Genomic DNA, 20521 nt, shown 5'->3' on the forward strand with positions numbered 1-20521 from the left:
CCGCAACGCGCGTGACGGCGAGGAGCAGCCTTCCGGCGGTCACGGACCAGCCGACCAGGCTCGGAACGACGGGTGTCCATCGGTCCGGAGCCGGCCATGCGAGCGCGTCAGCCGGCACGACCGCGCACTCCGGTGGCGAGACTGGCGGCAAGCGCCTCGATCGCGGCGCAGTCGCTTTCGGCGAGGCCGGCGCGGATGGCGCCGTCCCGCCGCTCCTGGCGGTCGCAGTCGGGTGCGGTCGCCAGCGCGAGCGCACGGGAGGTGCGGACGTCGAAGCCGCGGCCCAGCCGCGCGGCGTCGATCTCCGCACCCACCATGCCGAGCCGCCGCGCGTCGGCCTCCTGGCGTTCACGAAGGGGCCGATCCGCGTAACGCGCGGTGAGCGCGAGCTCGACCGCGAGCCGCGCGCGTTCGCCAAGGGTGTCGGAAGGCATGGCAAGTGCTCCTGGTGGCGGTGTCGGGTCAGAAGCCGAAGTCGCTGAGGCCGGGATGGTCGTCCGGCCGGCGGCCGAGCGGCCAGCGGAACTTGCGGTCCTCCTCGCGGATCGGATGCTCGTTGATGCTGGCGTGGCGGTGGGCCATCAGGCCGTCCTCGGCGAACTCCCAGTTCTCGTTGCCGTAGGCGCGGAACCACTGGCCGCTGTCGTCGCGGTATTCGTAGGCGTAGCGCACCGCGATGCGGTTGCCGGTGAACGCCCACAGCTCCTTTATGAGGCGGTAGTCGAGCTCCTTGTTCCACTTGCGGGTCAGGAAGGCCTGCGCCTCCTCCCGGTTGGTCGCGAACTCCGCACGGTTACGCCAGCGGGTGTCGGTGGTGTAGGCGAGCGCCACCTTGGCCGGGTCGCGGCTGTTCCAGCCGTCCTCCGCGAGGCGGACCTTCTCGACGGCGGACTCGTGGGTGAACGGGGGCAGGGGAGGACGGCTCATCGGTGATCTCCTGTCGGTGGCGTTTGGGCAGGTGGGGTGGTGGACGGGCGGCCCGGGGGAGGGAATGGCCGCCCGCCCCTACGTCAGGCGGCCAGGCGGTCGACCCGGGGGAAGTCGATCTCGGTTCCCAGCGCCTCGTTGACGTAGTTCGTGAAGGTGTTGAGCGCGACGTGCGCGAGGATCTCGAGGATCTCGGCATCGCCGTAGCCGGCGGCGCGGACCTTCTCGATCTCGGCCGGAGCTACGGCGCCGCGGGCGGCGGTCAGCGCGCGGGCGAACTGCACGGCGGCGGCCGCCTTGGGGTCGCTGGACGTGCCCGCGCGGTTGGCGGCGATCTCCGTCGCGTCGAGCTTGGCGAACTTGGCGCCGGTGAAGGTGTGCGCCGCCAGGCAGTAGTCGCAGCCGTTCGCCTCGGCCATGGCGAGCGCGATCCGCTCGCGCGTGGCGACGGACAGCCTGCCCTTGCCCAGCGCGCCCTGGAGGCCGGCGAGGCCGTTCAGCGCGGCCGGGCTGTTCGCGATGAGCCGGAAGATGTTGGGCACCGAACCCATCTGCTTCTGCACGGCTTCGAGCACCGGGCGCGAAGCCTCGGGTGCATCGGCGATGGTGGCGGGTGTGGGAATGTAGGACATCGTTCAAACTCCGTTCGGGGGAGAGCCGATCGCTCTCTCGATACGACGGAGATGGACCCTGCGGGCGTTCGGCTGAACGACGATTAGCGGCAAGGGACTGTTGCGCCGCGCAGTGACAATCGCGCGATCCCGGGAGATGGCGCGTGGAGGCGACCGCATCTAACTACGCGCATGATCCGCGAGGAAGGATCGCGTACTCCGACCGGAACCAGCGCTCCATGAAGATCGAGATCGTGCCGGCCACCGAGGCGACCATGGACGCCGTTGAGGCCTGGTTGGATGCGGAGGATGTCTCCTACCAGCGGGCCGAGCAGGACTGGGAGCGCAACGGCTTCGATGGCGAGAGGCCGGTGCGCGGCTTCCGCTGCAACTGGGACGGCACGAGGCGGCGCTGGGTCGACGGCACGACCACGGTCGACGTGCTCATGGTCGATGGCGAGCCTGTGGGGTTCGTGGACGGCAAAGACATCCTCGAGGTCCGGCCGGACCCGCGGAGGCACGGCTACGGGCGCCGACTCGCGCACTTCATGATCGAGCGGTTCAGGGACGAGGACCGTTCCGTGCTGGAGATCGAAATCGCGCCGCGCTCGGCGGAGCCGTTCTGGCGGCGGATGGGCTTCAGCGTGGTTCCAGATCGGACAGGGCCGGGCGGCGGCATCTACGCGTATCTGGTCTTCGACCGCGCGTACGAGCTCTCAAGCGGCGCCGACGTCGACTTCTCGATCGAGTTCTTCACGGAGGATCAGCGCTACGAAGACGAGCCGGCCCCGTTCGCCACCATGTCGGGGACGGGCGAGCGCCTCCCGGACGGATCGGTCCAGCTGCCCCGCAGAGCGATTTGCTTCGATCCCACGCATGAGGGGCATCACGACTATTTCGTCCGCATCCGCGTGGACGGTCAGGAGATTCTCTTCGACAAGGGCAAGTATGCCGAGAGCCGCGCCTTGGGTGTCGTCTTCGATGCCGGCTACACCGACTTCGTCGACAGGATCCTGACGCCGACAAGCGCCTCGAACGGGAGATGAGATCGGGCCGGCGGAGATGCCGTCCGTCGAACTCATCCGCTGGTCAAAGAGCGAGCTGGATTCGGTCCTCGTCCGCGCTCTCCGCTTCGGCGGGCACCGCGGAGCAGATCAGCACCTCGTCGTCCCCGAGGCTGATGCCTGGCGTGCGGATGTGGGTGACCGCGCCGCGCAGCAGCTTGGTCTTGCAGGTGCCGCACGTGCCTTCGCGGCAGCTGAACTCAGGCTCCAGTCCGCGCGCCTCGGCCAACTCGAGCAGCGTGCCCGAGCCGGGCGTCCAGCGTGCTTCCTTCAAGGAGTTCATGAACGCGACCGGCACCGGCTTGGTCGACGCCGGTCGAGGCGGAGCGGCCTGCGCGGTGCCGAGGTCCGGTTTGCGCGTCAGCGAGGATACGCCGAACGTCTCGGCGTGAATGCGGGCGTCTGCGACGTTGAGCGCGCGCAGGCCGTCGTAGAGCCCCTGCGTGAAGCTGGGCGGTCCGCACAGGTAGAAGTCGTAATCGTTGAACGGCAGGAAGCGGGTGAGCAGCGCCATGTCGACCCGACCGACGACATCGTAGTCGATGTCTTCCGAGGCGCTGCTCGGATCGCTGAGCACGCGCACCAGCTTCACCGCGCTGTAGGACGCCTCGACCAGCTGAGCGAGCTCGCCGTCAAAGGCGCGTTCCGCTTTGGTGCGGGCGGCGTGGAACAGCCAGGTCGGCCGCACGCGCTGCTTGCGCACGCCTTCGTAGACGACGTGGCGCAGCATCGCGAGCATCGGGGTGATGCCAACGCCTGCGGCCAGCAGCACCGCAGGCCGGGTCTCGCGCGCGTCGATCGTGAACTCGCCCGCGGGCGCGCGCGCCTCGATCAAGTCGCCGACTTTGAGCGTGTCGTGAAGGTGCTGCGACACCGCGCCCTCCCGCTTTACGCTGATGCGGTAGACCTCATCAGACGGCGCGACCGACAGCGTGTAGGTGCGGATCACCGGCTTGTCGGTGCACGGCAGGGTCACGCGGATCGGGAGGTGCTGACCCGCGTCGTGCGGCAGCAGCCCGGCACCATCGTCGGGCACGAAATGGAACGAGCGGATCGTAGCGCTCTCGTCCACGATCTTTGCCACCTTCAGCGGCCGCCAGCGAGTGGCGAGGTTGGCCGCGCGCACGCGATCAGCGGCCTGCTGCCAGTCGCCGGTCATCAGCGAGTTCGGCGACCAGCCGTCGTCGCGCATCCGCCAGCGCAGCGCCAGCGCGCCGCGACGGCGCACGACCTTGCGCGGGCGGAACGTCCACAGCCGCTCGGCGCCCTGGAAGGCCGCGATCTCGGGCGACTCCAGGATGACCTCGGCGTCGCCGGCCATCTGCAGGGTGTCTCCGGTCTCGTAGTCGACGAACAGCAGCCCGGCACGGCCGTTCAGTAGGATGTTGCCGAGCGTGTTGAAGAAGAGGTTGCCGTCGAAGTCGGGAATGGTGAGCGTGCCATCATCCCCGATCCTGACAAAGCCGCTGCGGCCACCGCGGTGCGACACATCGACCTGGCGGCGATCCTCGCGGTCCGCATAGGATGCGACGAAGAAGGCGTCGGCGGCGGTGACGGCCGTGCGGGCGTCGGCGTCGAGTGTGGCACTCTCCTCGACCTCGCCCCGGTAAGGCAGCGCTGGATCGTGCGCGAACGAAAAGTCGCGCAGCTGGATGTAGCGCGGGCAATTGCCGAAGCTCTGGTCTACGTCGATCCGCATGCCCTCTGGCGTGACCGCGACGAAACCGTTCATCCGGTTGCGACGGCGGGTGTGCATCTCGATGCCGAGCAGTCCGACGGGCTGGCCGTCGGCCATGCCGCCCGAGGCGGGATCACTCGGGTCCACGCGCGCGGAGATGTTGAGGATTGTCGGGGAAGGGGACGTCATGAAGCCGGGCTGGCCCTCCACGAAGGTGGCCCAGGCGTCTCCGGCATCATCGATGCTGCCAAGGACGATGTAGGGGAGCTGAGCATAGAAGTCGCGATGCTGGTCGGGCATGAAGTCGCGCACCACGCGCTTGCCGACCTCGGCCATGCGCTCGGCCACGCCGACCTTTTCCTGGATGAACCGCTCGCCCTCGTGCCAGGTCGACAGCTTCGTCAACGTCCCGCCCATGATCCCTCTCCCTCCCATACCGATTGCGGGCGCGCCACGATGGCGTGCCCGCTCAGGCGTTCACGCTGCGGCCGCGAGGCCGACGGGAGTTTGCACGAAGGGCACGAAGCCGGGCAGCGCCTCGATGCGGCGGAGAAAGGCGTTGACCGCCGGATAGTCGGACAGGTCGACGTTGCCCTCCGGAGCCCGCGCGACATAGCTGTAGATCGCGACGTCGGCGATGGTGAGCTTGTCTCCGGTCAGGAAGTCGCGATCGGCAAGCTGCTTCTCCAGCTTGGCAAGGATGGTGTGCGCCCGAGCGATCACCTCGTCCGGGTTGTACTTGGCACCGAAGACGGTGATCAGCCGCGCCGCGGCGGGGCCGTAGGCGATCTCGCCCGCGGCGACGGACAGCCAGCGCTGGACCGCCGCGGCACCCTTCGCGTCTTCGGGCAGCAGGTCCGTGCGGCCGGTCTTCTTCGCGAGATAGACCAGGATTGCGTTCGAGTCAGAGATGACCACCCCGTCGTCCTCGAGCACCGGGACCTGGCCGAAGGGGTTCTTCTCGAGGAACTCGGGCGACTTGTGGGCACCGGCCTTCAGGTCGACCTCGACCAGCTCGGCGGGGATGCCCAGCAGGGAGACGAAGAGGGCGGCGCGGTGCGAGTGGCCCGAGAGCGGGTGGTGATAGAGCTTCATGGTTCGGTTCCTGGCGTTCCGACCGGGACCACCCCGATCGGCACTGCATTTCTGCCGTTCCGGACCGTCGCGGAGAACGCTCGGAGTGGGAACTTCATTGTTACGCCCATCGCAATGATCGTTGAGCTGTATGGCTGGCGTTGCTGCGCCTGTTGACGGCAAGCAGCCTGATCGGGCTTGCCCACGGCTCGCGCTATCGGCCGAACCCACCTTCGGCCTCGCGATCGGCGCAGCTATCACCTCCTGAGGTGGCGGGCAGGTGGTTTCGACGCTGCAGACCCGACCACGGTTCTTCAAGGGTCTGCGGGTATCTGAACCCCGTTCAGAATGTCCGCTCCCGAAATCGGCGACTTACTTAGGTTATTACCGCCTCTCGGTCGTCAGCTGCCGCGAACTGAGGCTTGGTCGGAGTTGTTGAACGGAGTTCGTACGCACACGGCTTCCGATCACGCCCCCTGCATGGCTCGGACCTCGTCCTCGACGAGTATGCGCAGAGCCGAGCCGGTAGCGCGGAGCTCCTCCGCCTTGCGGTATGGAGCGCTCGCCTCGACGAACCTGCCGTACGGTTGATCATCGCTGACGACGAGCATCGTCGTCGTCGTGCCGACCGAGGCGACGACGCGCGCACCCAGCTCTGCCAAGCGAACCGCCAGCGGGCCGTCATGAGCTTGTCCAAGAACAAATGCTCGTTCGCCTTTGAGGTAGCCATCTGCCGCCGGCTTCGGCACCAGGCCACCCCGTGGGTTCGCCGGCTTCAGCCAACCCGCGAGGTCAATCCCGGTATGGTCGATCGCCCTGACGATCACCATTCCCGCTGCCCGGGCGTCGCTGAGAGCGTCGTGGTGCTTGTGCCGTACGCCCAGGAAGCGGGTCAGCACGTTAAGCCGATGGCTTGGCAAGTCGGGCCAGGCGCGCTTCGCCACCCGCACGCTATCCAGCCACGTCGTTTCGATCGTGCGCCGGTCATGAAAGCGGCAGGCGGCCGCAAGCGCGCCCTTGTCGAAGTTGGAGTGCGCTACCGTCACCCGGCCGGTCAGATGACCGTCGACGATCTCGTGGACGTGGCCGAATGTCGGCTTGCCCACGACGTGATCGCAGCTGATGCCATGGATGCGCGTGTTGAAGGGCGAGAACTCGTCGCAGGGATCGACGAGAGTCTCATAGGCGAACACCTCTTGTCCATCCCGAAAGCCGACGATGCCGATCTGGCAGATGCTGCTGACGCGCGAACAGGCGGTTTCGACATCGACGACGACGAAGTCGACGCTCGGTTCTGAGGCCGCAGGCACTCGTATTTCGGTTCGCATGCTCGTCATGAGGTTCATCGTTCGGAACATACCATGTCCGGCACGCTTCGCTACGGACGTCAGCCGCCGGGCGGCCGGGCAGCACCGACGCGTTGGGCGTAGGGCGGCGGCGTCAAGCCACGCTCATCAGCTGCGACGGATAGGCCGACACGAGCGGAAGGGCCTCCTCGGCTGGTGCCGTGAGCCAGCGTACATGATCTTCCGCCATGAGGATGACCGGCATGGCCTTGGGGTGCTTGGGCGCAACGAGCGCGTTCGGCTCAGTCGTGCAGAAGGCGTAGACCCGGTCATGATCCTCATCGACCTTCCAGACGCCCGCAAAGCAGGGCTCGGGCTGGTCTGAGACGGTGAACCACCAGTTCGTGTCGCCTGGCCCGCTGCGATCGGCAACGGCCTTGGGCTCGGCAAAGCGCGAGAAAGGCACAAGACAGCGGTGGTCGGGCTTGAGAAGCCAGGGCCGCCACATGTTGCTCGAAAGATTGCGGCAGTTGGTCCACCAGTCATGCAGGAACGGCATCTCGCCTTCGCGCGCCGGCCGCTTGCGCGGCTTCCTGGTCGGAAACCCCCATTTCATGGTGCTGAGCACGCGATGCCCGGCCTCCATCCGCACCACGTAGCCTGGCTTGCCGGGCGCGGCATAGTCCTTGGTGACCTCGAGCTCGTTGCGGGTGTCGTCGCCAGCCTGGAAATAGTCGAGATACTCCCAGCCCTCGACCTTGAGATTGTACAGGTTGCACATGGTGGCGATCCGATCACGAGCGGTAGCGCGACACAACCCTCTTCCACTCATGGCGGTCGGGGTAGGGCGGTTGCGGCCCTTCGGGCTGCTCGCGAGTGACGACGAAGCGGGGCCGGACGACGCGGCCGGCCTCGCGACAGGGCTGGCAGCAAAGTCGCCGGATAGCGTTCGGCAGGCCATCGTCCCAGCCGCGCTTCGTGAACAGCCGCCAGAGCGGGATTGCGTCGAGCAGCCTGACGTGACCGCAGGCGGGGCAGGTCAGCCGAAAGGTCCGGCGATGGAGCGCGCATTGTTCGAGCGTCCGCAGCTTGCGCCCGACATGATCGACGGCGTCGTCAGCCCGACTATCCGACGAGGTTACCTGGTCCGGCTCAGTCCTCATGCCGGCCTGCCAACCGCAGCTGCCGGACGATGCCGTTGAACGCGGCGGTGGTACCCTGCGCGCGCCCGATCTCGTTGTCTTGACCGGCCGAGTCCCAGAACAGCTCGAGGGGCCAGCGCTCGGGGCAGTGCGGCAGCAAACAGCGCAGCGCGAGCCGGACCTCGACCGCGTCGACCCGCATCTCGCCCGAGCGGACCATCGCGGCGCGAAGGATGTGGAGCGACAAAGAGATGATCACGCGCTGGTGGCGCGGCAGGCTGGCCACGGCTCACCGGAAGTCGCGCGTCTTGACCCGCACGACCTCCTCGGGATCCAGGCCGGCGGCGTGCGGCGGCCAGTAGCTGTCACGCGGGCCCGGCTTCCAGCCTGCGTCGCCACGATCGGGCGTACCTGCGTGGCGGGCGCCGTCGCCGCGGCCGGTCGCGTGCGGGAAGTCCATCTGCCCGACCTGCGAGAGCAGGTCGCCATAGTCGACGATGCGATCGCAGATGACGTGGATGACCTCGCCTTCCTTCTGGACCCGCCCCTTCATCCCAATCATCGCCGCCGACATGACGGTGCGGCGCTGCGCCTCGAACCGATCGGGCCAAAGAATGCCGTTGGCGATCCCGCTCTCGTCCTCGATGGTGATGAACAGCACGCCCTTGGCGGACCCAGGCTTCTGGCGGACGAGGATGATGCCGGCGACCTCGACATGGCGGCCGTCGCGGATGGTCGCGAGATCGGCGCAGCGCTTGACCCCGCGCCGGGTGAGATCGTCGCGAAGGAAGGCGAGCGGATGTGCGCGCAGCGACAACTGCAGCGCCCGATAATCCTCGACCACCTCGCGTCCGTCGGTCATCGGCTTGAGCGCGACGATCGGCTCCAGCCCTTCCGGGCTAAATGCCGCCTCGCGCTCGTCGGCGGCGGCGAACAGCGGCAGCGGCGCCTCGCCGAGCCCGCGCACCTTCCACAGACCCTGCCGCCGATCCTCGCCGAACGCGTGGAACGCGTCAGCTTCGGCCAGCCGCTCGATCGCGGCGCGGGGCACGCCGGCGCGGCGCCAGACCTCCTCGACCGACTGAAACAGCGTTTCGCCTCGCGCGGCGACGATCGCGGCGCCATGGACGTTGGCGAGCCCGCGGACCTGCCGGAGACCGAGGCGCACGGCGAGATAGCGTCCGCGGGTCGGCTCGAGCGTGCAGTCCCACCGGCTGGCGTTAATGCAGGCGGGGCGGACCTCCACTCCATGCTCGCGCGCGTCGCGGACCACCTGAGCGGGCGCGTAGAAGCCCATCGGCTGCGCATTGAGGAGCGCGCAACAGAAGACGTCGGGATGATGATGCTTCATCCAGCAGCTCGCATACGCGATCTTCGCGAATGAGGCGGCGTGGCTCTCGGGGAAACCGTAGGAGCCGAACCCCTCGATCTGTTTGAACGTCCGCTCGGCGAAGTCGCGCGGGTAGCCCCGCTCGACCATGCCCTCGACGAGCTTGTCGTAAAAATGGCTGACCCCGCCGGTGAATTTGAACGTCGCCATCGCGCGCCTGAGCTGATCGGCCTCAGAGGGTGTGAAGCCCGCGCCGACGATCGCGACCTTCATCGCCTGCTCCTGGAAAAGCGGCACACCCAAGGTCTTCTCCAGGACCGCGCGCAGCTCGGGGCGCGGGTAATCGGGCTTCTCGATCCCCTCGCGACGGCGCAGGTAAGGGTGGACCATGTCGCCTTGGATGGGACCAGGGCGCACGATCGCGACCTCGATCACGAGATCGTAGAAGCGCCGCGGCTTCATCCGCGGCAGCATCGACATCTGCGCCCGGCTTTCGATCTGGAAGACGCCGAGCGTGTCGGCTTTCTGGATCATCGCGTAGACGTCGGGATCGTCGTCCTGCAGGTCGGCCATGCCCACCCGGATGTCCTTGGCCTCGTCGAGCAGGTTGAAGGCCCGGTTCATGCAGCCGAGCATGCCCAAGCCCAGCACGTCGACCTTCATGAACTTCAAGGCATCGATATCGTCCTTGTCCCACTCGATCACCTGGCGGTCGACCATCGCCGCGGGCTCGATCGGCACGAGATCGTCGAGCCGGTCGTGGGTCAGCACGAAGCCGCCGGGATGCTGCGAGAGGTGACGGGGGACCCCGATCAGCCGCCTCGCGAGATCGAGCGCCAGACGCAGCCGCCGGTCCGCCATGTTGAGCCCGAGCTCGTTGACCTGCTTCTCGCCTACACCCTCCTGGCTCCAACCCCAGACGAGGCCGGCGAGCGCCTTAGTAAGGTCTTCCGGCAGCCCCAGCGCCTTGCCGACTTCGCGCACCGCGCCGCGCGCGCGGTAGCGTGTCACGACCGCAGTCAGCGCCGACCGGTCACGGCCGTAGGTCTCGTAGATCCACTGGATGATCTCTTCGCGGCGCTCATGCTCGAAGTCGACGTCGATGTCGGGGGGCTCACGGCGCTCGCCCGAGACGAAGCGCTCGAACAGCAGCTCGTGCTTAATGGGATCGATGCTGGTGACCCCCAGCACGAAGCAGACGCAGCTGTTCGCCGCCGAGCCGCGCCCCTGGCAGAGGATGCCGCGGCGGCGGCTCTCCGCGACGATGCTGTTCACGGTCAGGAAGTAGGGCGCGTAGCCGAGGTCGCCGATCAGCCTGAGCTCGTGGGCGATCTGCTTCTGATAGGGCAGGGGGACGCCATCGGGAAACATCCGTCCGGCTGCCTCGCGGGTCAGCTGCTCGAGGGCGCCTTGCGCCGTCAGGCCTTCGACCACCTCCTCGTGCGGGTACTGGTAGCTGAGCTCGCCCAGATCGAAGCGACACGCCCTCGCGATGTCGGCCGTCGCGGCGATCGCGTCGGGGAAGGCAGCGAAGCGGCGCTCCATCTCCCCCGGTGATTTCAGGTGGCGATCGGCATGCCGCTCGCGGCGATGCCCGAGCGTATCGACGGTGCACTTCTCGCGGATGGCGGTGACCACGTCCTGGAGGAGGCGTGCCTCGGGCGCGTGGTAGAGCACATCCCCTGTCGCGACGGAGCGCACGCCGGCGGCCTTTGCCTGAGCCGCGAGTTCGTGCAGCCGCATTGCGTCGTCGGGTCGGCGGCGCAGCGCGAGCGAGCAATAGCTTCGGGTGCCGAACGCTTGGCTGAGCTCTTCCAGGTGGCGCGCAGTGGTTCTGCCGGGCAGGTCGGGGAGGAGGATCGCGATCAGCCCTTCCGCGCGTGCCGCGACATCGCTCCAACCGAGCGTGCAGCCGCCCTTGCCGGCGCGGGACTTGCCGAGCGTGAGCAGCCGGCTAAGCCGCGACCAGGCCGAGCGGTCGGTCGGGTAGAGCAGCAGGCCGCGGCCATCGTCGAGCAGGAGCCGCGTACCCGCGATCAGCCGCACCCCGGTGGCCTTCTGGGCCTCCCAGGCACGCACCACGCCCGCGACACTGCCGAGATCGGCGACGCCGAGCGCCGTGTGGCCGAGCAGCGCGGCGGCAGCGAATAGCTCGTCGGGCGACGAGGCGCCGCGCAGGAACGAGAAGTGGCTCGTCACCTGGAGTTCGACATAGGTGGGGTTGGACCGGCTCATCAGCCGAACAGCCCGTGCATGTACCAGCTGAGGTCGCCGGTCGTCCCGTCGACACCGTCGCCGCGCCGGAACAGCCAGAAGCGCGCGCCTGCCTCGTCCTCGACGCGAAAATAGTCGCGCACCGCCCAGACCTCGCCGTCGCGCCGCCACCATTCGCCATGGATGCGTTCGGGGCCATCGCCCGCGACCACGGCATGGACATGCCCTCGCCAGGTAAAGCGGCGCGGAGGACGGTCGGGCAGGAGCGCCACCACACCGGACAGCGGCTCAGGCCGGCGCAGCAGCCGGACGGGTCGCTTCCACGCCGGCCAGCCCTGAGGACTCGCCATCGGTTCGACGCGGACGGTCGCGCGCTCGGGCACATCGCTCTCGACCGCGCCGACCGTGAACAGCGCTTGCCGCCCCGCCCGTCCTGCGAGCTGGTCGACCAAGGTCGAGAGGTCGGCAGGTCCGACGTCGCCCGCGAGCGTGCCCCCGAGCGGAGTTGCGCCGAGCGGCTCGGTCCGCGGCGCCGCCAGCCGCATCGTCTCGATGCCGAGGCCGGGATCGACCCGCTCGATACGAAGATGAAAGAGGCGCGCGAGGTGAGCCGCATCGCGGGTGGCGCGCACCGTGCCAATGGCCAGCCGCTGCTCGCTGCCGTCGACGCGATCGAGCGTCAGCACCAGCGTCCGCGCGCCAAGGCCCCGTGTCCGTAGCTGTTCGACCATGTCGGCAAGCAGATCGCGGATGACCTTCTCGATCGCCTCCGCGGTCTCGATCGGCTCAAGCAGTCGTAGCGTTGCGACCGGAACCTCGTGGGCCACAACCGGAACGATCGGCTCAGCCAGACGCCCGAGTGCCTCGTCGAGCCGGCGGACGCTGGCGAGGCCGAGGCGCCGCGCGAGCGGGCCGCGCGGGAGGGGTAGCAGGTCGCCGACGCGCTCCAGCCCGAAGCGGGTTGCGGCAGCCAGCGCCTCGGGCGTCAGGCGAAGCGCCGCGAGCGGCAGACCAGCGAGTGCCTGTGCCTCGCGGCCGACCTCGATCCGCTCGATCGGCTGGCCGCCGAACCGTGCCAGCGCGTGCGCCGCGCCGAGCGTGCCCGCGACCGCGACCCGCGCCGTCAGTCCGAGCCGTCGGCAGAAGCCGAGCAGGCGCGCGCAGAACCGCTCCTCGCCGCCGAACAGGTGGGTGACGCCGGTCAGGTCGAGCCAGAGCCCATCCGCCCCGCTGATGGCTGCGGTTGGCGTCCAGTGCCGCACCGCATGGGAGGCGAGCTGATCCAGGACGGCCGCATCGGCGGCGGGATCCGACGCGCGGATGTCGAGCCCGGGCAGGAGCGCTCGCGCCTGGGTCACCGCCATGCCCGGCACCAGGCCAAGCGCGAGGGCCGCGGGGCAAGCCGCCGCGATCAGCTGTTGATTGCCGATCTGGTGCGCCAGGATCAGCGGCGGTGCGGGCGCCTCCGCCCGTTCTGCCCTCGCTACGGTCGCGGGGAGCGGCGCATGCTGCCGCCCTTTGAACGGATGCTCGGCGGCTTCCGACCGGCGCCCGAGTTCGCGCATGGTCGGTTGCTGATGGAGCGGGAGCGCGGTCGCCTCGGCCGCCACGGCCAAGCGATCCCGCGTGCCCTCGCGCGCCCAGCGTGCACCCGGCCGCCAGTTGCCGCCCCGTGGCACCGAGCAGGCGCCGGGGTCGTCATCGACGGGCAAGGGGGAGGGGGCACGCGGCTCAGGCTGCGCGCGCGGTCGCTCCAGCCGCCGGAGCCGCTCGATGCTGAGCGCCGGCAGGTAGAGCGAGGCGACCCGTGTCATCTGAGGCCTCGACGAGAAGGGAGAAGGGATTGCCGTTGCGCTGACGGACGAGCTCTACCGTCCAGCGCGCTCGGCCGACGCCAGGGGCGGGCAGCCGTTCGGACGGTGCACAGGCGATCCGCCAGCGCGTCGTCGCCGCCGACAGCTCGGACAGGGGACAGACACCCTGTCGCCGCCACCGGCGCGACAGGAAGGCGGGGGTGCTGCCCGCGTCAGCGGCGAGCTGGAGCCGGCGGCTCGCGGTCATGTCGGCGCGACGGACCTCGCCGACCACGGCGGCGAGCGCGCCGTGCCGCAGGCCATCCTCCATCAGCGCCAGCACGTCCTTGTCCTCACGTCCTTCGGCAAAGAGAATGCGCCCGGGCGGCAGTCCTGCCTGCTCGAGCCCCGGCGCGTAGAGGTCGAACCGGCTCACCACCCACAGCACGCGGGTGTCGGCCGCCGCTGCCAGGCGCGCGGTGATGCCCGCGATGAAGAGCGTCGCTGCGGCGTCGTCGCTGAGCGACGGGGCTGCGGGCGCGATGTCGTGCAGGGCGGCACCATCCAGCCCATGGTCGGCCAGCCGGCGGTCGATCTCGGACAAGGCAAAGGGGATGGCTGCCACCTGTCGCGGGCGCACATCGGCAACGCTCTCGCGGAGGCGTGTCACAATTTCGGAGGGGGACGCGGCGGCAGACATCAGGCGGAATCGACTCTCGTGTTCCGCATATGTTCCGCATGGCGGCGACCTCGGTCAAGCCACGGAGCGCAAAAGAATCTGGCCGGGATCAGCCGGCACGGCGGTCTGCTGGCGCCGCCCAGCAGCGGAAAGGCTGAATTCAGCGCCTGCTTACCTTATTTCGGGTGAAAATTGAAGACGGAGCAGGTGATGGCGGGCGGTTGGACGCGGGACGGTGCCGTCCAGGATCAGATCGACGACTCGGTCGCGGATGCCATCCTCGCCGCCCGATCCGGCATGCCGACTGGCGAAAGTGAAACCCACTGTGTTGAATGCGGCGAGCCGATCCCTGAGCGTCGTCGGATTGTCCTCCCGGGCGTTCGCACGTGCGTCGCATGTCAGTCGCTTCGCGATGCCAAGCCGAAGGCGTCCGCCATCGATCGGCGGGGAAGCAAGGACAGCCAGCTGCGTTGATCAAGCGCACTGGGATGCAGATCATAGTCGAGCAGTTGCCGGCCGGTTCTGCTTCAGGCCAGTCTAGGCGTCGGGGAACTTCGCTCCAACCCTTGCGCTCGAGCAGTTGGTGTCGAAGCTTCCACGAAAGGGAAGATCATGGCCGAAGCAAGCTGGGGTGATGCAGCGTCGCCCGAAATCGACTGGCGGATGAGCGCCGCGCTCGAGAACGTCCCGCGCGGCCTGGACGAGCTGGTCGAAGTCACAAGCCTGGAAAAGGCGGTGCGCGCATGGCTCGACCTCGATCCTTGTCATGAAGAGGACGCGATTCTGATCCCGCAACGCCCGCTGATCGTCGATGGAGTTTCCATGATCGAGGTGCGGGGCGACAATATCGGCTCGCTCGCTTTGGAGTTGCCCGACGCGAAGCAGGTCGACCCTGCCTCACGCCCTGAGCCCGACGATGCGGGTTAGGACGATCGCGCGCGCAGGCTGCGGAACGTGATCGACCAGCGCGTTCGGTCCATCTCGGCGATGCTGTGTTCCCAGTCATGGCGCGCCGCGCCGCTGAGGTGATAGGCGCCGCGAGGCGGTAGCGGCACGCCGACGCGCTCGAAGCGCGTGCCGACCCGGCGGCGGAAGCGCATCGTCGCCGGTGCGCCCAGCGACAGCCCGACCACATGCTCAAACGCCGGGCGGTCACGATGCCAGCCGATGCCCGCGCCGGGATCGTAGCGGATCAGCAGGGCCTGGACGAGATCGTCGACCGGCAGCCGGGCAAAGGCGGCCGCGCGATCACGGATCGGCAGCAGCCAGTCGGGTAGCGGCTCGCCGCGCTCCAGCCTTCCCGCATCGAAGTCGTAGCGCCAGCCATAGGAGCTGGTCAGCCGCTTGCCGGTCCAGCCCTGGAAGCGGAACGGCGCCAGCGCCGTCGCGTCGATCGCCGCAATCAGCATCCGCTCCTCGGCCTCGCTGACGAGATCGTCCTGCGACGCGAGCCCGGGCAGCGCGGGGGTATAGAACAGGTCCGCCATAGCCATCAGGCGGCGCTCTCGTCGGCGTGTACCGGTCCCGGCGGCTCCCAGCCGAACACGCTGCGACCCCCGAATGCGTGCGAGAGGCCGCGCTCCTCCGCGATCAGCGCTTCGACCGATGGGCCGGTCGCGTTGGCTTCCAGCCGTCTCGCCTGCTGGTCGAGGCGCCGGATCGCCGCCTGCTTCTCGTCCTGGCCAAGCTTCGCGGCCGCGACCGCTTCCTTCATGACCGCGATCGTCCGGTCGTAGACGCGGGTCGGGACGGGGTAGTGATGACGGTCCTTGCCGCCATGGGCGAGGCTGAAGCGGGCAGGGTCGCTGAACCGACACGGTGTGCCATGAACCACTTCCGCCACCATCGCGAGCGAACGGAGGGTTCGGGCGCCGATGCCGGGCACCAGCAGCAGTTCGGCGAAGTCCTCAGGTCCACGATCGGCGGCCGCGGCGAGCGCACCATGCAGGCGACGCTCGACCACGTCCTCGGCCCGGACCTCATGATGGTCGGGCATGACGAGGTGCGGCAGCATCGCCTGCGCGGCCGGCGCCGGTGCCTTGCCGCGGGCGGGTTCGAGCCGGCCAAGCTCGCGGACGATGCCATCGGGTCCCGCGTCCCGGAGCAGATCGAGCTGGCGTTCGCGCGAGGCGGCGGCGCGCCGGTCGGTCAGGTTGACGATCTGACCCTGATGGGCGCCCTCGACCGCGGCATGGGGCGCGTCGACGAAGCTCTCCAGTCCCTCGGAGAGCCAGTGATAGCGGCGCGCCTGCTTCCGGCCGTCGTTCATGCCCTGCTGCACCACCACCCAGCGACCGTCGTCAGCGACGATGAAGCCGTGGAGATAGAGGTCGAACCCATCCTGCACCGCGGCGCTGTCTACCTTCGCGACCAGCCGACTGGAACGCGCGAGCGCATCGCCATCGAGGCCGACGCGCTCTCCCACCGCGACAAGCTCTGCCGGGGTCGCGCGGCTGTGCCGCCCGCGACCGCCGCAGACGTGCAGGCCGAGCTCGCTCGAGAGAGGGGCAAGGCCGCGTTTGAGGGCGCCGAGCACGCTCGTCGTGATCCCCGACGAGTGCCAGTCCATGCCCATCACCGCGCCGAACGACTGGAACCAGAAGGGGTGGGCGAGACGACGCAGCAGTTCGTCCCGGCCATATTCGAGCACGATCGCTTGCGCGATCACCGCGCCGAGCCGGGTCATGCGCTGGCCAAGCCAGGCGGGTACGCGCCCGCCATGGAGCGGTAGATCGGCGCTCCCCGACCGCCGGCCCATCAGCGAGCCTCCACCATCATCGAAGTGCCGCGTGAGTCCGGTCCCGCGCTGAATAGGGGCAGGGCCGGCCCGTCGCCACGCACGGGTGCCTCGAAGTTGGAGACGGTCACCCCGACCAAGCGGATGCCCGTTCCGGGCGGGTAGATCGAGCGGACGAGGTCAAGGCTTGTACGGTGAAGCTGATCCCGATCGGTCACCGCACCTGCATGGCTGCGGCTGCGGGTGATCTGGCGGAAGTCTTGGAACTTGATCTTGACGGTGACCGTGCGCCCAAAGGCCTGGGTCTTTTCGCACCAGCCCCAGACATCGTCCGCCATGCGCAGCACGCCGGCCTCGATTTCGGCCGGTTCGGTCAGGTCGCGATCGAACGTGGTCTCCGAGCCCGACGACTTGCGGGCGCGGTTCGGGTTGACCGGGCGATGATCCTCGCCGCGGGCGATCGCATGGTACCAGCCGGCCGAACTGCCGAAGTGCTCTTCGAGGAAGGCGAGCGGCTTAGCGCGGAGGTCGGCACCGGTCTCAATGCCGAGCCGCTTCATCTTGGCCGCAGTCACCGGTCCGACGCCGTGGAAGCGTGCGACAGGCAATGTCTCGACCCAGGCCGCGCCCATGTCGGGTGTGACGGCGAATTGGCCGTTGGGCTTGCGGTGGTCCGAGGCGAGCTTGGCCAGGAACTTGTTGTAGCTGATGCCGGCCGACGCAGTCAGGCCGGTCTCCTCGAGGATGCGCGCGCGGATGGCCTTGGCGGTAGCCCAGGCCGTCGGCAGCCCGGCACGGTTGCCGGTCACATCGAGATAGGCCTCGTCGAGCGACAGCGGCTGGATGAGGTCGGCGTAGTCGGCGAAGATCGCATGGATCTGACGCGAGACGGCCTTGTAGACGTCGAAGCGCGGCGGCACGAAGACGAGGTCGGGACAACGCCGAAGTGCCGTGACCGAGGGCAGGGCTGAGCGCACGCCGAATGCTCGCGCCTCGTAGCTGGCCGCCGCGACGACGCCGCGCGCTGCGGCATAGCCGACCGCGACCGGCCGTCCGCGCAGGGCCGGATCGTCGCGCTGCTCCACGGACGCAAAAAAGGCATCCATGTCGACATGGATGATCTTGCGAGTCGAACGGCCTTCCATCGCCGGGCAGCTTAGCAGCGCGCGAACGAACGAGGAACATGTGATCTGCGGCGCCGCTTAAGGATCATTCTATTCCTGAGTGACGGAACGGCACCAGCAACGCTTCGCTATACGAATATTGCGGGCTTCCGGTCCGCCAGGGAGTGCCGCACATGGCCGACGAGAATGTAGCGATCCTGTACCGCATGATCCTGCCGGACCACACCTGTCCATTCGGCGTACGCGCCAAGGAGATGCTGGAAGAGGCGGGCTTCGAGGTAGACGACCGCATCCTGTCCTCGCGCGAGGAGGTGGATGCCTTCGAGGAGGAACAGGGCGTTGATACGACGCCGCAGGTGTTCATCGATGGCGAGCGCATTGGCGGGAGCGACGATCTCGAACGGTATCTCGCGGCATGAGCCGGGCGGCGGTTCGCGACGGGAAGGCCGGCCTCTCACCTATGGCCGCTGCTTCGATCGTGGCGGCCGCGATGGGGGTCAGCGCGCTGCTCGGACGTCGCAACGCGCCTGGCCCATCCCACCCGAACATCCGGCGCTGGTACAAGCGGCTCGACAAGCCTGCCTTCACGCCGCCCGATCCCGTGTTCGGTGCGGTCTGGCCGATCGTGGCGAGCGGGCTGGCGATCGGCGGCTATCGACTGCTCCGCCGACGGCCCAGCGATGGTCGCAACCTGGGCCTGGCGCTGTGGCTGCTCAACACCGGCATGATCGGTGGCTGGACCGAGCTTTTCTTCCGCAAGCGTGAGCTGGGCGCCAGCGCGCTCGCATCCGGTGCCATGATCGCAACGGGAGCGGGCTATGTCGCCGTAGCCGCGAAAGTCGATCGACCGGCGGCGGCGCTCGGCCTGCCCTTCGTGGCCTGGCTCGGCTTTGCGACCCTGCTTGCCGAGCAGGTGTGGCAGCGCAACCCAGATCCGAACGCCCCCGTGTCCTGACCAGGGCTTCGCGTGCTCACCCGGTCGCGTCTGGCGTCGTCGGACGCTAGGTGGAGCCGATGCCGCGCAACCGCTACTATCAGGGACCGCCCACCGACCATTTCGACGGCGTCCGCTTCTTCAACCCGGGTCAGCCATCGACCGATCGCGGCCTCACCGCCATGCTGCGCTGGAAGCTGGCTGGCGGTGCCGCCAAGTGGCCGGTCTCGGTGCCGGTCACCCCGGCCAAGCCGGAGTCGCGGGTCGCAGGCCTCCGGATCATCATGGTCGGGCATGCCTCGCTGCTGATCCAGGCGGCGGGCAGGAACATCCTCACTGATCCGGTCTGGTCCGAGCGCGCCAGTCCCGTCGCCTTCGCCGGACCCAAGCGGGTGACCGCGCCCGGGATCGCGTTCGAGGACCTGCCGCCGATCGATGCCGTGCTCATCAGCCACTGCCACTATGACCACCTCGATGTCGCGACGCTGCGCCGGCTTCAGGCGGATCATGCGCCGCTGATGGCCATGCCGCTTGGCAATGATGCCATCGTCCGCGCTGCTGTTCCCGAGGCACGCTGCATCGTCGGCGACTGGTGGGACCGGATGCCGCTTTGCGAGGGGGTCGCGACCACGCTGACCCCGGCCTGCCATTGGGCGAACCGCTGGCCGACCGACGTGCGCATGGCCTTGTGGGCAGGGCATCATCTGACCACACCCGCCGGCTCGGTCTGGTTTGCGGGTGATACGGGCTACGGTGAGGGCGTGATCTTCAGGGAAATGCGCGAGCGACTCGGCGCGCCGGACGTGGCGCTGATTCCGATCGGCGCCTACGAGCCGCGCTGGTTCATGAGCGCGCAGCACGTCAACCCGGCGGAGGCGGTCCGCATCTTCAGGGACATGAATGCCGGCCAGGCGCTCGGCATTCACTGGGGCACGTTCCAGCTCACCGACGAGGCGCGCGACGCACCGCGTCTGGCGCTCGCCTCCGCACTGTCGGCAGCAGGGTTGCCACCACGGCGCTTCGTGGCGGCGCAGCCCGGCACCGTCCACGATTTCGAGCGCGCGGGCGGTTAGAGCATTTCCAGCGGCACGGGCCCGCGCGGCCGCGGGAAGATGTCGTCCAGCCGCGCGAGATCGGTTCCGGAGAGGTCCAGGTCCGCCGCCGCGCGGTTCTCGCGAACGTGGGCCGCCGATCCTGCCTTGGGAATGGCGACGGTCCCATCGCGCGCCAGCAGCCAGGCAAGCGCCACCTGCGCTGGCGTGACGCCACGCTCACGCGCGATGACGGCGAGCCCGCGATGGGCAAGCAGGCGTCCCTGCTCGACGGGACTGTAGGCCATCACCGGCACGCGTCGCTCGGCAAGCCAGGGGATCAGGTCGTGCTCGGGCCCGCGACGGGTCAGATTGTAGAGGATCTGGTCGGTCTGGCATCGCTCACCACCGGCGGCAACCAGCTCTTCCATGTCCTTGGCATCGAGATTGCTGACGCCCCACCGGACGATCTTGCCGGCCGCGACCAGTCGCTCCATCGCCTCGACGGTCTCGGCCAGCGGCACGCTCCCGCGCCAGTGCAGCAGATAGAGGTCGAGCCGGTCGGTGCCCAGCCGCTCGAGGCTCGCCTCGCACGCGCGCGGCAGCCGCTTGGCGGAGGCATTCTGCGGATAAGCCTTGCTGACGAGAAAGACGCGGTCGCGCATGCCGGCGATCGCCTCGCCGACGAGGCGCTCGGACTCGCCGTCGGCGTACATCTCGGCCGTGTCGATCAGGGTGAGGCCGAGCTCGACGCCTTCGCGCAGCGCGGCAATCTCTTGGCCGCGGCGGCTCGGATCCTCGGCCATCATCCAGGTGCCTTGACCCAGTGCGGGGACGGTCGTGCCGTCGGGGAAGCGGATCGTCTTCATGGACGCACAACGTGCCACCCGGCCTGTC

General features: G+C 68.7%; 21 protein-coding genes. 6 read left to right on the forward strand and 15 right to left on the reverse strand.

Annotation, left to right across the window (positions count from 1 at the left end; all coding sequences use genetic code 11):
• Positions 1-107: 107 nt before the first annotated feature.
• The 3 genes from FHY03_RS09100 to FHY03_RS09110 form a co-directional block, all read right to left on the reverse strand.
• A complete protein-coding gene (locus tag FHY03_RS09100) occupies positions 108-434 on the reverse strand; it encodes a hypothetical protein (RefSeq protein ID WP_183930195.1) in 327 nt (108 codons plus the stop codon).
• A 28-nt stretch (positions 435-462) separates the two neighbouring features.
• Positions 463-927 carry a DUF1348 family protein gene (locus FHY03_RS09105; protein WP_183930201.1) on the reverse strand — a complete coding sequence of 155 codons (465 nt, stop codon included), beginning with the start codon at positions 925-927 and terminating at the stop codon, positions 463-465.
• 83 nt (positions 928-1010) lie between these two features.
• Positions 1011-1559: a carboxymuconolactone decarboxylase family protein gene (locus FHY03_RS09110; protein ID WP_183930202.1), complete on the reverse strand. Its 549-nt coding sequence runs from the start codon at positions 1557-1559 to the stop codon at positions 1011-1013.
• 218 nt (positions 1560-1777) lie between these two features.
• Here FHY03_RS09110 and FHY03_RS09115 point away from each other — a divergent pair, with 218 nt between their 5' ends.
• Positions 1778-2584: a GNAT family N-acetyltransferase gene (locus FHY03_RS09115; protein ID WP_183930203.1), complete on the forward strand. Its 807-nt coding sequence runs from the start codon at positions 1778-1780 to the stop codon at positions 2582-2584.
• A gap of 43 nt (positions 2585-2627) precedes the next feature.
• Here FHY03_RS09115 and FHY03_RS09120 read toward each other — a convergent pair whose 3' ends face one another.
• From FHY03_RS09120 to FHY03_RS09155, 8 genes are all read right to left on the reverse strand, one after another.
• Positions 2628-4697, reverse strand: coding sequence for a pyridoxamine 5'-phosphate oxidase family protein (locus FHY03_RS09120; protein ID WP_183930204.1), 2070 nt, complete (start codon positions 4695-4697; stop codon positions 2628-2630).
• 60 nt (positions 4698-4757) lie between these two features.
• On the reverse strand, positions 4758-5375 hold the full coding sequence (locus FHY03_RS09125) for a glutathione S-transferase family protein (RefSeq protein ID WP_183930206.1): 618 nt from the start codon (positions 5373-5375) through the stop codon (positions 4758-4760).
• 446 nt (positions 5376-5821) lie between these two features.
• Positions 5822-6700, reverse strand: coding sequence for an exonuclease domain-containing protein (locus FHY03_RS09130; protein WP_311721352.1), 879 nt, complete (start codon positions 6698-6700; stop codon positions 5822-5824).
• Between the two features lie 94 nt (positions 6701-6794).
• Positions 6795-7421 (reverse strand): SOS response-associated peptidase family protein, encoded by a 627-nt coding sequence (locus FHY03_RS09135; protein WP_183930208.1) that lies wholly within the window; start codon positions 7419-7421, stop codon positions 6795-6797.
• Between the two features lie 371 nt (positions 7422-7792).
• On the reverse strand, positions 7793-8068 hold the full coding sequence (locus FHY03_RS09140) for a hypothetical protein (RefSeq protein WP_183930210.1): 276 nt from the start codon (positions 8066-8068) through the stop codon (positions 7793-7795).
• Positions 8069-8071: 3 nt separating this feature from the next.
• The gene (locus tag FHY03_RS09145; RefSeq protein WP_183930212.1) at positions 8072-11347 is read right to left on the reverse strand and encodes an error-prone DNA polymerase; all 3276 of its coding nucleotides are present in this window, start codon (positions 11345-11347) and stop codon (positions 8072-8074) included.
• Positions 11347-13140, reverse strand: a complete 1794-nt coding sequence (locus tag FHY03_RS09150) for a DNA polymerase Y family protein (protein ID WP_183930214.1) — start codon at positions 13138-13140, stop codon at positions 11347-11349. The genes FHY03_RS09145 and FHY03_RS09150 overlap by 1 nt, the downstream gene beginning before the upstream one ends.
• A complete protein-coding gene (locus FHY03_RS09155) occupies positions 13058-13819 on the reverse strand; it encodes an ImuA family protein (RefSeq protein WP_260158800.1) in 762 nt (253 codons plus the stop codon). Before FHY03_RS09155 ends, FHY03_RS09150 begins: the two co-directional genes overlap by 83 nt.
• 189 nt (positions 13820-14008) lie before the next feature.
• On the opposite strand from FHY03_RS09155, the gene FHY03_RS09160 reads away from it, so the two are divergent.
• Together FHY03_RS09160 and FHY03_RS09165 are read left to right on the forward strand one after the other, a co-directional pair.
• Positions 14009-14272 carry a DksA/TraR family C4-type zinc finger protein gene (locus tag FHY03_RS09160; protein WP_183930216.1) on the forward strand — a complete coding sequence of 88 codons (264 nt, stop codon included), beginning with the start codon at positions 14009-14011 and terminating at the stop codon, positions 14270-14272.
• A gap of 138 nt (positions 14273-14410) precedes the next feature.
• Positions 14411-14725, forward strand: a complete 315-nt coding sequence (locus FHY03_RS09165) for a hypothetical protein (protein WP_183930218.1) — start codon at positions 14411-14413, stop codon at positions 14723-14725.
• On the opposite strand, the gene FHY03_RS09170 is transcribed toward FHY03_RS09165, so the two are convergent.
• The 3 genes from FHY03_RS09170 to dinB are packed head-to-tail and all read right to left on the reverse strand — an operon-like array spanning position 14722 to position 17680.
• Positions 14722-15285: an alpha-ketoglutarate-dependent dioxygenase AlkB gene (locus FHY03_RS09170; protein WP_183930431.1), complete on the reverse strand. Its 564-nt coding sequence runs from the start codon at positions 15283-15285 to the stop codon at positions 14722-14724. The two genes, FHY03_RS09165 and FHY03_RS09170, sit on opposite strands and share 4 nt — an antisense overlap.
• Before the next feature lie 5 nt (positions 15286-15290).
• Positions 15291-16556, reverse strand: a complete 1266-nt coding sequence (locus tag FHY03_RS09175; RefSeq protein ID WP_183930220.1) for a DUF763 domain-containing protein — start codon at positions 16554-16556, stop codon at positions 15291-15293.
• On the reverse strand, positions 16556-17680 hold the full coding sequence (gene dinB, locus FHY03_RS09180; RefSeq protein WP_183930228.1) for a DNA polymerase IV: 1125 nt from the start codon (positions 17678-17680) through the stop codon (positions 16556-16558). The genes FHY03_RS09175 and dinB overlap by 1 nt, the downstream gene beginning before the upstream one ends.
• Before the next feature lie 152 nt (positions 17681-17832).
• Here dinB and FHY03_RS09185 point away from each other — a divergent pair, with 152 nt between their 5' ends.
• The 3 genes from FHY03_RS09185 to FHY03_RS09195 are packed head-to-tail and all read left to right on the forward strand — an operon-like array spanning position 17833 to position 19666.
• The gene (locus FHY03_RS09185; protein ID WP_096342240.1) at positions 17833-18078 is read left to right on the forward strand and encodes a glutaredoxin domain-containing protein; all 246 of its coding nucleotides are present in this window, start codon (positions 17833-17835) and stop codon (positions 18076-18078) included.
• A complete protein-coding gene (locus FHY03_RS09190) occupies positions 18075-18614 on the forward strand; it encodes a TspO/MBR family protein (RefSeq protein ID WP_183930230.1) in 540 nt (179 codons plus the stop codon). Before FHY03_RS09185 ends, FHY03_RS09190 begins: the two co-directional genes overlap by 4 nt.
• A gap of 59 nt (positions 18615-18673) precedes the next feature.
• Positions 18674-19666: an MBL fold metallo-hydrolase gene (locus FHY03_RS09195; protein WP_183930232.1), complete on the forward strand. Its 993-nt coding sequence runs from the start codon at positions 18674-18676 to the stop codon at positions 19664-19666.
• Here FHY03_RS09195 and FHY03_RS09200 read toward each other — a convergent pair.
• Positions 19663-20493 (reverse strand): aldo/keto reductase, encoded by an 831-nt coding sequence (locus FHY03_RS09200; protein WP_183930234.1) that lies wholly within the window; start codon positions 20491-20493, stop codon positions 19663-19665. The two genes, FHY03_RS09195 and FHY03_RS09200, sit on opposite strands and share 4 nt — an antisense overlap.
• Positions 20494-20521: the final 28 nt, after the last annotated feature.

The organism is Sphingomonas sp. BK345 (assembly GCF_014193845.1).
Classification (GTDB): domain Bacteria; phylum Pseudomonadota; class Alphaproteobacteria; order Sphingomonadales; family Sphingomonadaceae; genus Sphingomonas.